The 13254-nt window shown below is 70.5% G+C and carries 7 protein-coding genes; 5 read left to right on the forward strand and 2 right to left on the reverse strand.

Annotated features, from left to right (window positions below; genetic code table 11):
* The first annotated feature begins 33 nt into the window (after positions 1-33).
* A complete protein-coding gene (locus tag G6O69_RS25400; RefSeq protein WP_172306089.1) occupies positions 34-732 on the forward strand; it encodes a DUF4336 domain-containing protein in 699 nt (232 codons plus the stop codon).
* On the opposite strand, the gene G6O69_RS25405 is transcribed toward G6O69_RS25400, so the two are convergent.
* Positions 733-6303: a VIT domain-containing protein gene (locus tag G6O69_RS25405; protein WP_172306090.1), complete on the reverse strand. Its 5571-nt coding sequence runs from the start codon at positions 6301-6303 to the stop codon at positions 733-735.
* On the reverse strand, positions 6290-6928 hold the full coding sequence (locus G6O69_RS25410; RefSeq protein WP_172306091.1) for a sigma-70 family RNA polymerase sigma factor: 639 nt from the start codon (positions 6926-6928) through the stop codon (positions 6290-6292). The genes G6O69_RS25405 and G6O69_RS25410 overlap by 14 nt, the downstream gene beginning before the upstream one ends.
* 220 nt (positions 6929-7148) lie before the next feature.
* Between G6O69_RS25410 and G6O69_RS25415 the strand changes: the two genes are divergently transcribed.
* The 4 genes from G6O69_RS25415 to G6O69_RS25430 all read left to right on the forward strand — a co-directional run bounded on the left by G6O69_RS25415 (position 7149) and on the right by G6O69_RS25430 (position 13164).
* A complete protein-coding gene (locus G6O69_RS25415; RefSeq protein ID WP_255216556.1) occupies positions 7149-9047 on the forward strand; it encodes a CRTAC1 family protein in 1899 nt (632 codons plus the stop codon).
* Positions 9048-9839: 792 nt separating this feature from the next.
* Complete coding sequence (locus G6O69_RS25420; protein WP_176397086.1) at positions 9840-10121, forward strand: hypothetical protein; 282 nt, start codon at positions 9840-9842, stop codon at positions 10119-10121.
* Positions 10122-10216: 95 nt separating this feature from the next.
* Positions 10217-11602, forward strand: coding sequence for a hypothetical protein (locus G6O69_RS25425; protein ID WP_176397087.1), 1386 nt, complete (start codon positions 10217-10219; stop codon positions 11600-11602).
* 218 nt (positions 11603-11820) lie between these two features.
* On the forward strand, positions 11821-13164 hold the full coding sequence (locus G6O69_RS25430; RefSeq protein WP_172306095.1) for an IS701 family transposase: 1344 nt from the start codon (positions 11821-11823) through the stop codon (positions 13162-13164).
* Positions 13165-13254 lie beyond the last annotated feature (90 nt).

Consider the following 13254-nt stretch of genomic DNA (forward strand, 5'->3'; position numbering starts at 1 on the left):
GACGGCCGTGGCCGGCGTGCCAACATGGGCGGCATGTCGCTGCGCCAGCTCGATGCTGACCTATGGTGCGCCGAGGCCGAGCTGGCCGTCGCGGGCATGCCTCTGGGCATTCGCATGACCGTGATGCGCGGCCCCGGCGGGGGTCTGATCTTGCACTCGCCGATCGAGATCGACGACGCCCTCGCGGCGGAGCTCGACGCGCTCGGCCCGGTCGAGCAGCTGATCGCGCCCAACCGCATGCATCACCTCTACCTGCTCGGCGCGGCCCGGCGCTGGCCGGTGGCCAAGCTGTGGGGGGCGCCCGGGCTGCCGGCCAAGCGCCGCGACCTGATCTTCGACGGGGTGCTCGGCGATCGCCCGCCCGAGGTGCTGGCCGAGACCCTCGACACCGCGCTCTTCGCCGGGGCGCCCATGGCCAGCGAGGTGCTGTGCCTGCAACGGGCCTCGCGGACGCTGATCGTCACCGACTTGGTGTTCAACATCCACCACACGCGCTCCTTGCTGTCGCAGCTCTACCTGCGGGCCAACGGGGCCTGGCAGCGCGTGGCTCAGACGGCGCTGCTGCGCGTGCTGATCCGTGATCGCGCGGCCGCGCGGCGCAGCCTCGAGCACGTGTTTTGCTGGGACTTCGACCGCCTGATCATGGCGCACGGCGAGGTCGTGGACACGGGGGGCAAGGCCGCGCTGGCCGAGGCCCTGAAGAAGATCGCCCCGGGTCTGCCCCGGGGGTGATCACTCGGCCGGGTGCTGCTTTTGCAGGCGCTTGGCCTCGGACACGACCCAGGCAAAGCGCGGTTGCCAGTCGCCGTCGACGATCTCGCGCAGCAGCGCCCGGGCGTGATCCTCGTGGTCGGTCGCGAGCAGGTTCTGGGCGCGGCGCAGGCGGTGCATGGGATCGGTGGGCTCGACGGCGATCGCCCGGGTCCACACGCTGTCGGCGCGCTCGAGCTCGCCGTTTCGCTCGAGCACGTCGGCGACCCAGGCCATGGTGGGGCCGTCGGCCGGGTGGCGATCGAGGCTGCTGCCGAGGTAGCGCCAGGCCTCGTCGTCGTGATCCACGGCCCACGAGAGCTCGGCGCAGAGGCGATCGATCTCGGCGTAGTCGGGGTCCTCGGCGCGCCAGCGATCACCGACGGCCAGGGCCGCGCGCAGGGCCGCAGAGCGCGAGTCCGCGTCGTTGGCCATGCTCCGCGCCTGGCGGGCGTGGAGCTCGAAGAGGGTGGCGAAGCCCCAGCGCAGCTGGGCGAGGCTGAGCGCGCCGTCCTCGAGCAGGGTCGTCAGCGCGCCGTCGAGGGCCACGGTGGCGTCGGCGAGGCGACCTTGACGCTCGGCGAGGACGTAGACGCGCAGGCGGACCTCGGGGTCCTCGGGGAGGCGCGCCGCGACGCCCTCGAGCATGTCTTGGGCCTCGGCGACGTGGCCTTGGCTCAGCAGCGCGTCGAAGGTGTGGAGCGCGAGCTCGGGGGGCAGGGATTTGGGGTCGAGGTGGTCGAGGATGCGCTGGGCCTCGTCGTTCATGCCCATGGCCGTGGTCGCGGCGAGCATCGCCAAGATCAGCTCGGGATCGCCGGACTTGGTCACGCGCTCGCGCAGCTTGGTCCAGGTCAGCTGCCACCCGGCCTCGCCCTTGGTCGCAACCAGGGCGTAGCGCAGGTGCCAGCCGATGACCGGGAGCTCTCCGTCGCGCTCGGCCTCGTCGAGGGCGCGCTCGAAGATCTCGGTGGCCTGCTCGTTTTGCCCCCACTGGTAAGCACACAGCGCGGCCTCGTTCAGGGCGATCTGTGTCCACGGTCCGCGTTGGTCCGCGAGCGCCAGCCAGGCCGCGACCTTGCGCTCGCGCTTGGACCACCACCGGTTGGTGAGCTGGGTGGTGGCGATGTAGCCGAGCTCGGGGTGGCTGTAGCGGGCCAGCCAGGCCTCGAGCTCGGTGAGCGCGGCGGCGTCGGCCTGGCGCTCGCTGGCGTAGATCAGCCCGCGGTAGCCAGCCATGAAGTGGACCGGCGTCGCCGCGAGGTCCTCGTCGCGGGCGAGCTTGCGCATGGCCGCGGGGCTGCGTCGACGCAGCTGCTGACTGGCCTCGAGGTAGGCCGCGATCGCGTCGCCCTCGGGGGCCGCGGCGAGCAGCGCGGCGCGGCGGCCCGCGTCTGCGCTCGACAGCGCGGCGCCAGCGAGCACGAGCTCCCCGGGCAGCACGCGCCCGGTCTGCTCGCGCAGCGTCTCGAGCACCTCGAGGACCCCGCGATGATCCCCGAGCGCGGCGTAGCCGGCGAGGCGCTGGTGCTCGAGCGCGAGCCAGCGCGGGTCGCTGGCGGCGAGGCCGTCGAGTTCGCTCTCGAGCTCGGCGGGGCTCGCCAGCGGGAGCTCGACGCGCGTGTCCTGGGGGCGACCGAGCTTCAGCAGCGCGTCCGCACCACCTGGCTGGGCCGGGCCGAGGCGCTCGAGCTCGGTGGTCTCGCCCTCACGCGAGATCGTCAGCCCGCCCTCGGCGTCCCAGCCAAAGGTCGTCGCGCTGCGCTCGTGCTCGTCCTCGAAGCGGCGGATGGCGACGACGCGATCGCGCTCGTCGAGCTCGATGCGCAGGCTCTGGCTCGCCTCGCCCTCGCTCCCACTTTGGCCGCGCGGATGCAGGATCAAGGTCCGCGGATCCCCGAGGCTGAGGGTGTAGAACGCGGCGAGGTGATCGGCCGCGGGCATCATCCACGGCACCCAGCGGTCGAGCAGGGCCGGCGAGGTCTCGCCGACCTCGCGATCCACGGACAGGCCGAGCTCGGGGTAGTCGGCGCGCAGGGTCTCGCCGTCGTAGATCACCCGCTCGTCGAGGAAGCCCCAGCGCTCGCGGACGATGGCGAAGCGGCCCTCGCCGTCGATGTGCAGCTCACCGCCCTCGGGCAGGGCGTAGCGCGCGTCGCCCTGGGCCGCACGGGCGGCGTCGATGCGCGCGCGGACCTCCGCGGGGACGACTGGGGCGGGGGTGTTGGCCTCGCCCGCGTCGCTGGCCGCGAGGCGAGCGAGGAGCAGGGCGTCGCGGGCGAGGTCGAACTCGTCCTGGAAGAGCGCCGGGGCGAGCTCGCCGAGGTCGTCGAGGCGCGGGTCGTTGGTGTAGTGCATGGCCTGGGGCCAGGGCCGGGCGGAGCTGCCGAAGCTGCGGCTCTCGGCGCGCGAGCGGCCGCGGGCGCCAAAGCCCAGGCCCGAGCCAAAGCGATCGCTGGCCGTCAGCGCCGTGGGCAGCAGGGCCTGGCCCTTGCCAGAGAGCTGGCCGCCGAGGCGCTGCTGCTCTCCCCAGCCAGCGTTGGCCGCCAGGGGGGTCCCCGCGAATTTGGTGTCGCTGGCCGTCCACGTGTTCTTGTTCTCGCTGGACTCCTTGTCTTCGATGGGCGCGAGGAGATCGCGGCCAAAGCCGGACCCGGTCGCGAGCCCGCCGCCGCCGCGACCGAAGCCGACCAGCCCGAGCTCACCCGAGCCGCCCTGGAGGTTGACCCAGGGCTCCCCGTTCCAGCCCATGCCCCAGCCGTAGTCGTTGAGCACCGGCGCGGGCGTGCGCACGACGTACTGCCCGCGGCCAGCCGAGGCGCCGCTGCCCTCGCGCACGACCTCGATGGTCTGCGGCGCGTCGTAGCGCGCCCAGGCGTCGCTCGGGGGGCGGTGGAGGTCGTGCTCGCGGTACATCCGCTCGTTCTCGAGGACGAGCAGCGAGGTCGTGGGCGTGACCAGGAAGTGCTCGAGGCCGAGCCGCGTGATCTCGGCGGCGTTGGCCGTGATCGCCTCTTCGTCTTCGCTGAGCGCGGCGACGTGGGCCCGCGCCCAGGCCCGGGGGATCCACCGGCTGTCGCGCTCGGGCGCCGCGGGGAGCTCGTAGCGCTGGGACCAGGCCTGGGCCTCGCCCACGTAGGTGTTGGCCGCGCGGCCGCGCAGCTCGACCGCCGCGGGGCTGGGCTCCCCGGGCGCGAGTCGGGTCAGCAGCTCGAGGCGCTCCCCTTCGGCCAGGGCACGGGCGCCCGCGTGGGTGCGCTCGCTGGCGATCTCCTGGCCCTCGGCGTCGAGCAGCCGGGCCTCGAGCTCGAGCACCCGCGGCGTCGCCAGGGTCGTGAGCAGCTCGAGGGCGCGCCAGGCCAGGGCGTCGCCCTCGTCGACGTGCAGGTGGAGGCCGGCCCCGGCCGCGGCCAGGGACTCGAGCATGGCGTCGTCGTGTCCAGCCCCGAAGCTGACGGCGGCGAAGCGGACCTCGCTGGCCGCGGCCATCCGCGCGGTCAGGCTCGAGGCGGCGCTGGTCTTGGCGCCGCGCAGATCGTTGTCGATGCCATCGCCGAGGTAGACGATCATCGGCACGCGGCCGCGGCGTTGCCTGGCCGGGGAGGGCTCCGGCGACGCGCTCAGGCGCTCGAGGGCGGCGTCGAGGGCCACGCCGAGATCCGTGATGCCCAGGCCCGCGCGGGTCTCCTCGCGCAGGAACTGGGCGAGGGCCTGGCGGTCGAGCTCGGGCAGGGCCTCGAGGGCAGGGGTCGACCAGCGCACGCGGCTGTCGAAGGCCTGGATCGCCAGGCGATCGTCGTCATCGAGGAGCTCGACGAGGGCGAGCAAGAAGCGGCGCTGGGCGTCGAGCTCGGCCTGGCCGCGCGAGGCCGAGGTGTCGAGGAGGACGACGAGATCGCGGGCCGGCGCGTCGGTGGCCTCGGGGACGAGGGCCGAGAGATCGGGGCGCAGGCGCAGCGCGAGGTGGCGGCCGCCGTCGGCGTCGCGGTGCTGGAGCAGCGAGACGGCCTCGCCACGATCGTCCGCGTCGGAGCTGGCCGCGGCGTGCAGCTGGGCGACGATGTCCGCGCCGACGCTGTGGTTTTGGGCCGTGAACTCGGCGATCAGATCGCCGCCTCGCTCGTGGAGCTCGAAGTCGTGGTGCTGGGGCTCGAAGCGCGAGCCGGCGCCCCCGACCACGCGCACGCGGTAGTGCAGCTCGCCGACGGGGAGATCGAACTCGGGGATCGGCACGCGCAGCTCGCCGCGGCCGTAGAGCTCGTCGAGGTCCTGGGTGTAGGACAGGAGCACGCGCTTTTCGGTGCGCGCGGGCAGGGGGAAGATGCGGATCTGGAACATGTTGCCGCGCATCCACTCGAGCAGCGCGGGGTCGCGGCGGCGGTGGACGATCTGCTCGTAGATGTCGCGTCCGCGGCCGCGCTCGACCACCCCGGCCTCCATGCGCTCGCCGTCGACGTACATCGCCAGCCGCGAGATCGCGGCGTCGGCCGGGAGCGGGAAGCGGTAGACGCCCTCGAGGGCGGCGTCGACGTGGTTGAAGAAGGTCTGGTCGATGGTCGTGCGCACGTGACCATCCTCGACGTGGACGTCGACGGTCATGCGGCGCACGCCCAGCGGCCACTCGGGGCTGGGCTCGAGCTGCCCGGTCCACCGGGGGACCCGGGCCAGGAGGTTGCCGCGTCGCATCGGCTCGGGGGTCTCGGCGGGGGCGAGCAGCTCCCGCGCCCAGTCGAGCTCGTAGGTCAGGCGGCGGCCGAGCACGCGCTGGACGGCGCCCGCGGTGTCGATCCGGCCGCGCTCGCCCGCGTGGAGCAGCAGCTCGTCTGGGCTCGAGCCCGCGGCCCGCAAGGTCGCGCGCCCGCTGAGCACGGCGGCGGTGGTCCCCGCGGGGGTGTTCTCCGCGGCCTCGTTGCGCAGCCACAGGCGCGCGCCGGTGACGACGGCCTGGCCGGTGGCGGTCTCGATCAGCAGCGGCTCGCTGGCCGCGACGGCCTCGATCACGACCTCGCCCGAGACGAGCTCGAGGTGGCTGGGGGCGAGCTCGCGCAGCTGCGAACCCGCTCGCAGCACGGCCCGGGAGCCGTCGGCCAAGGTGATCTCGCGGGCGCCGCGGCCATCGTGGACGTACTCGGCGACGCCGCCCTCGCTGGTGGGGTGATCGAGCAGGCCGTTGCCCACGCCCAGGACCCAGGCGAGCAGCAAGGCGGCGGCCAGGCCGGTGAGCGCGAGCACGGGGGTCAGCTTGCGCAGGCGGCCGGGCTTGGCCGCGCGCGCGAAGCTGCGGGCGCCGGTCGTCGGCGCGGGGGAGTGCGCGGGCGTGCGGGCGGCCGCGGGGGCGTCGGCCTTCGGATCTTCGGCTGTGCTCGCGTCGGATAGGTCTGCGCTGCGTCCAGCCTCGCGCCCTGCCTCGCGTTGGGAGAGCGCGCGCTGGTCGGCGCGGAGGCGCTCGAGCATGCGCTCGCGGGCCGCTGCGGAGGGCGTGGGCCGAGCTTGGGCGCTGTGCACCAGTCGCTCGATGTTGGCCGCGAGGATCTCGTCTTCACGCTCGGACATGGTCTTGCTCCTCGGTGGTGGTGGCTGCGGCTGCGGCTGCGCTGGGCGCCTCGGACGAGGTCTCGGTCAGCGCCTCGAAGGCGTCTCGGAAGGCTCGCCGGGCCCGGGCGAGCAGGGACTTGGCCGCGACCTCGCTGAGCTCGAAGGCCGCCGCGAGCTCGCGCATGCTCTGGCCACGCAGGTACTTGCGCTCGAGGGCGTCGCGGTAGTCCCCGGGCAAGTTGGCGATGGTCACGTGGACGAGGGCCCGGGTCTCCTCGCGGACGAGGAGCTCCTCGCCGAGGGGGGCGGCGTCGAGGCTCGCGCTCCAGGTCTGGGGGAGGGCCTGGCTGCGCCCGCGCTCGCGCAGGTGCTTGCGGATCTGGTTGCGCGATAGCTGGATCAGCCATGCGCTCAGGGAGCCGCGCGCGGGGTCGAAGCGATCGCTGTGCTCGATGGCGAGCAGGAAGGTCTCGGCGACCACGTCCTCGCAGGCGGTGGCGTCACGGCTGACGCGGTAGAAGACAAAGGCCCACAGCCCGTCGACGTGGTCTTCGTAGAGCTCGGCCAGGGCCGAGGGATCACCCGCGCGGGCGGCCGCCAGCCGCTCGAACTCTCGCCTTCGCTGTGCGCTGATACCTTGCAATCGAGCTCCTGGGGGTCCCTCCATTGACTGTCAGCGAGCCCGCTGGAGGTGTCGCGAGGAGAGAAAAAAATCTCGCGCGGAGATCCGCGCCGAGTGCGAGACTACTAGGTCAACGCGCTGGGACGCGTGGGCAGAGCGAGGAGAGTGGGAAATCTCCGCACAGTTGGCACCCGGGCACCGGTCTGGGGCGCTGGGCCTTGGCTACCATCGCTGCGTGCAGATGCGGCTCGACGGGCTCAACTTTCTATTTACGGCGTTCGTGGGCGTCTCGCTCCTGGCTTGTCCCTCGGACCCCGGGGCGGACTCGGGGACCGGGGAGGGGGGCGAGACCAGCGAGAGCGGTGAGCTTGGCCAAGACGAGAGCGGGGAGAGCGGGGAGAGCGGAGAGACGGGCGAGCCCATGGCCTGCGAGCCGACGACGCCCGAGGTCCCGACGACCGGCTTTTTCACCGACATCTCCGACGCGAGCGGGATCCGGGTCGACAACTATTACGAAGATCCGCCCGAGGGCACCTCGATCAACGATCACAGCCGCCTGGCCTTCGTCGACATCGACGGCGACGGCTGGGACGACCTCGTCGCCCACAGCCTCTACCCCAACGCGCAAAACGGGGTGCCCTTCGAGCACCTGGTGTTCCGCAACCTCGGCGACGGCAGCGGGAGCTTCGAGGACTTCTCCGACGCCTCGGGGCTGCGCGAGGTCCAGGCCGGCTTCTTCGCCTTCGCCGACGTCGACAACGACGGGGATCAGGACGCCTTCGCCGGCCTCGATCTCAACGACTACGACAGCTACACGAGCTCGATCTGGCTCAACGACGGCGCCGGCCACTTCAGCGAGCTGCCCGGGGCGGGGGTCGAGGACGCGCCCGCGCTCGCGGCCAACGCCGTGTTCGCGGACTTCAACGGCGACGGCATCGTCGACCTCTTCGTCGGCATGGGCGGGACCTCGGCGGCGCTCGGCGACCGGCTCTACGCGGGCCTCGGCGACGGGACCTTCGACGACGTCAGCGCGGCGCTGCAAAACAACCCCTCGCGGCCCAGCAACGGCTCGGTGGTCTGCGACTTCGACGACGACGGCGACCTCGACATCTTCGTCTCGACCTACTCGGTGAGCACCGCCGGCGGCCACAACCAGCTCTTCGTCAACCAAGGTGGCGGGCTGTTCGACGACCTCGCCGAGGCTCACAGCTTCGCCTATCAGATCACCGGCAACTACTGGCTGTCGTCCACGGGCTACGGCCAGGACGCCGAGACCGATCCGCCCAACGGCCTGTATCGGGGCAGCAACGGGTTCGGCATCGACTGCGGCGACGTCGACAACGACGGCGACTTCGACGTGCTGCTGAGCACGATCTCGCACCCGGTCAACAGCGACTACAACCGCAAGTGGTCCGACCCCAGCCAGCTGCTCGCCAACGAGGGCGCCGACGCGGGCTACACCTTCGTCAACCAGTGGCAGGCCCGCGGGCTGCCCTTCAACGAGGGCGACGTCGACGCGGCGCTCGTCGACTTCGACAACGACGGCCGCCTCGACATCTCGCTCTCGCGCGAGCGCAAGTACGAGGGCAGCTACGACGACCCCGAGCAAAAAAGCTGGTTTGGGCTGATGCGCCAGCTCGACACCGGGGCCTTCGAGAGCCTTGGGGTCGACAGCGGGATCAACGATCCCGAGGAGACCCTGCTGCGCATGAAGGGCGCCCAAAACCACGCCTGGTCCGACATCGATCACGACGGCGACCTGGACCTGCTCGTCGGCGGCCGCGATCAGGGCGGCGGCCGGCCGAACTTCCTGTTCCGCAACGAGATCGGCCACGCCAACCGCTGGCTGGCCGTGCGCGTCGAGGGGGACGGGGACGCCGTCGACCGCGACGGCCTCGGCACCCGCGTGACCGTGCGCTCTGGCAACGAGCGCCGCGTCGACGAGAAGAAGTCGAGCCGCGGTATGTACAACTCCGAGGACACGCGGGTGCTCCACTTCGGCCTCGGCGACATGCCCTGCGACGAGCTCGAGCTCGTGGTGCGCTGGACCGACGGCAGCGAGGTCGTCTTCGATCGCCAGGACTTCGGCGAGAACATGTACGTGCGCGTCAGCTACCCCGACGTGCTCGAGATCGAGTGAGGGCCGGGCGCGCGTCTGGATCGCCTGGGATGGCTCGAGGTGTCATCCCGAGAGAGGGGCGTGATCTTCGGTACATGCTCTGCGCTTCTTGCCAGCGGATGCGTGATCCCCAGTGTTCGCGCCTTGGGCGCGTGCCGGCGAGGAGGGCGGGGTCGAGCGTGATCAGGACGTGCCTTCGCGCATGCTCGCGGCTCGGATCGAGCTGGGCGCGAGGCACTGATACTCATGCACTCGATGACGTTTTCTGATCTGCGCAGGTGCTCAGTCGACAGCGAAGCCGCGCGCGAGCGGGGAGAGGCGGGCGCCGATCGTCTCGCTACCGGAGGGCGGCCCGACCGCGACGGCTAGCGAAGCCGCCACCCGGCCGGGTGTCGCCACGAAGACTCGGAACGATGCGCGTCGTCTACGTGAATCGCTGCCGTGAATCCTCGCCGTGGCCGAGCGCGGTACTGCGCCGGGCTTTTTTGGAGGATGACAGGCGGCACATCACTATGGGATGCTCGGGTGTCCGAAGGCGAGGTGGTGCGGGTGACCACGCCTTCGTTGGCTACCTGTGTTGCCGCGCTCGCCGTGGGCGGCACCAGGGCGCTGCCCTGGTGCTTGCAACAGGCTCGCGGGTGGACGCGAGGGCCTTGCGCACACTCGCGTCATTGAGGGTCCTGGTGCTACGTAATTTGCAAGTAGTTTCAAATGAGCTGCAAATGAGCTGAATGATTGGTGGTGCGTCAAGACACCAATGCGCGGCCCACACTTCTTCCTTGACGCTCCTGCTGACCTCGCTACAGTGCTCTGGTGGCTAAGGCGAGTGAACGGCCGACGGACAAGAGTCTGTTCTGGCGCATCGTGGAGGACGTAGACGTGAGGATCGACCACGTTCAACGAGCGCTCTTGCGTTACCTGGCAGACGTCGGCGGAAGCGCGACGGACTTCGAACTCCGCACGCGGATCCATCACCCGCCCTCCCGCATCAAGATGGCCCTCGACGGCCTCTCGGCCGAGGGCCTGGTCGACACGGCCAACAGCGACGGATACCTGGTTGCCAGCCTGACTCGAGACGGTCGCCGGATCACCTGATCACTCGATCCCCTGCAGCTCGGACCCCGCAAGCCATGAAAGCCTCAGCACTTCGCTGGGGCTTTCGCGCATCAGCCTGATAGAGTCTCGCCCGCGTGGTGATCTACTCCCTCCTGGCCTTCGTACTGGGCATCAGCACCGCGTTGGTGGAGCTGCTCTCGCGCTACCGTGACGAGCCCTTCAAGGTCATCGCGACCAGCCAGTTTGCCTGGGTCTACCTGCTGCTGAACGGCTTTTTGGCCGTGGCCGCCGACGCGATCCTGGTCAGCAGCCCCTACGGCGATCACGACAGCGCCGGCGGCCGGGCGATGCTCGCGGTCATGGGTGGACTCGGCGCCGCGGTCATCCTGCGCTCGCGGGTGTTCACGGCGCAGCTCGGCGACGAGCAGGTGTCGATCGGCCCCGGCTACGTCGTCGATCAGCTGCTGTCGATCATCGACGCCCAGATCGACCGGCGGCGGGCGTTGCAGCGCGTGAAGATCGTCGTCGAGGTCATGAAGGACAAGGACTTCGAGGGCGCCAAGAGCCACGCGAGCACGATGATCACCGGCAGCCGCCAAAACCTCACGCTCCAGGCCCAGCAGGAGCTCGCCAACCAGATCCGCGAGATTTCGGATCGCAAGATCCCCGACCAGGAGCGCTGCTACGCCCTCGGCTTCGTGCTCCTCGACTTCATGGGCGAGGACTTCCTGCGCCAGGTCGCCAACGAGCTGCCCACGCTGGCCGCCGACGCCGAGGTCGTGGCGGTCGCGCAGATCGGCGGCGGTCCGCCCAAGTCGATCGTCCAGACGGGCGAGCTCACGCGCACGGGCAAGATCGTCGCGCGCAACTGGGACGCCTCGCTGCCGGTCCAGCGCGCCGACCTTGTCCGCGAGCTGCTCTCGGGGGTCAGCCTGGGCCGGCTCAACGCGCGGATCAGCGAGCTCATGGGCCGCAAGGAGATCGGGCGCAGCGAGGGCGAGCGCCTGGCGATGCTCAACGAGATCGATCGCGTGCTCTCGCGCGACGACACCAGCGAGGAGGACAAGATCTTCGGGCTCGGCTTCGTGATCCACGAGCACGTCGACCGCCGGACCTTCCGCGAGTTCTTTGGCGACCTCCAGCTGCTCGAGTCGACGCAGATCGCCGCCAAGAGCCTGCGCGCGCCGGCGACCCGGGAGACCCTGGGCAAGACCGACAGCTACCCGGCGCTCTCGGGGGAGAGCATCGAGGTCGAGATCGACGAGGGCGACGATGACGATGACGATGACGATGACGATGACTACGGGCAGGAGGAGCTCAAGCTGCCGGACTCGGGTCGCGGGAGGCGAGCGCAGCCGGGTCGCGCGAGTCGTTCTGCCCGCGGCGCTCGCCGGCCCAACCCGCGCCGCGAGGACTCCAACGCGGACCGGCCGATCACCGGGCGGCACCCGACCATCGGCGCGCCGGCGGGGCCGATGCCCGCGGCGAGCTCGACCCGACTCGAGCCGCCCGAGGACTAGGAGCCCGTGGTGAAACCCAACACGACACCTCGCTTGGTCTTTTCGCCGAGGGCTTTGTCGCCAAAACTGGCAGTACGCCCGGTACAGCGGCGTTTTGGCTTCGCGCCCTCGGCGAAAATCCCGGCGCGAGGAGCCGCGCTGGGTTCCACCACGGGCTCCTAGGACTACTTGGTCAGATGGGGATCGACAACGATCCCCAGCTGTGATCTGCTGCGGGGGTGACTCCAGAACAAATCTCCCGGGTGGGGGCCGAACTCGAGGAGTTTCTCGGCTACATCACTCATCAGATGGGTCGCAGCGAGCGGCGCGAGGCCCTCGCCAACTACATGCGTGGGCTTCTCCTCGATGGCGAGCGCAAGAGCATGGTGCCCATCGCTAAGCGCCTCGCAGCCGCGCCCGGTGACAGCGAAGCCATCCGCCAGCGACTCCAGCAGGCGATCACGATCGCTAACTGGGACGAGTGGGAGCTGTTTCGCCGACTCGCCCTTCGCGTCGAGGACAAGCTCCCGGGCCTCGACGCCTTCGTCATCGACGACACCGGCTTCCCCAAGAAGGGCAAGCACTCCGTCGGGGTACAGCGTCAGTACTCGGGGACGATGGGCCGCGTCGACAATTGCCAGGTCGCAGCAAGCCTCCACCTCGCCAGCGAGGCGGGCGGCGCTTGCATCGGCATGCGCTTGTTTCTTCCCGAGGTCTGGGCCAACGACCCAAGGCGCCGGACCAAGGCAGGCGTCCCCGAGGAGCTCTCCCATCAAACGAAGCTCGAGCTCGGCCTCGGCATGCTCGACCGCGCCCTCGAGTGGGGGCTCGCGCCTCGACCGGTGCTCGCCGACGCGGCCTACGGCGACTCGACGGAATTCCGCAAGGGACTCGAAGAACGCGGGCTCCACTACGTACTGCGCATCTCCGGCAACGCGGTCGTATGGCCGCCAGGGACGTGCCCGAGCCCTCCTCCGTCCAAAGCTCCCGGCACCAGGGGGCGGCCACGAACAAAGTGGGTCTCCCCCGAAGGAGTCGAGCCCGTCTCGGTCGAAGAGCTGGCGAAGAGCTTGCCTGCTAGGCGCTTCCGTCACGTCGAATGGCGCCACGGGACGCGCGGGCCTCAGCGGCGGCGCTTCGCGGTGCTACGCATCCGAACCGCGCACCGGCATCGGTCAGGGCACCCACCGGGTGAGGTGCAGTGGCTGCTGTGTGAGTGGTCCTACAAGAAGAAGGAGCCAACCGCGTTTTATTTGTCGAACTTGCCCGCGAAGACCACGGTCAAGAGGCTGGTCTACCTGGCCAAGCTTCGCTGGCGGATCGAACGGGACTACCAGGAGATGAAAGGGGAGCTCGGCCTCGACCACTTCGAGGGACGAACATGGCGAGGCTTCCACCACCACGTCGCCCTGGTCGCCGCGGCTCACGCCTTTCTCACGCTCCACCGCGTGATTTTTTCCCCGGAGGACCCGGAGGCGGAAAGCACAGCGAGCCGAGCCGGGGCTGACCATCCAGGCATTCCGAGCGTTGCTACAAGTGGTCCTGCTTCACTTGCTGGGTCACTGTCCCATGTGCGGACGTGACATCGACCCACGGGGGCCACCGATCAGGCCCTCGCGGATGTGATCAAGTCGTACTAGAGCGGCAATCAGTTTGAATTCGCACCGCCAGGC

The sequence above is a fragment of the Pseudenhygromyxa sp. WMMC2535 genome (assembly GCF_011083025.2).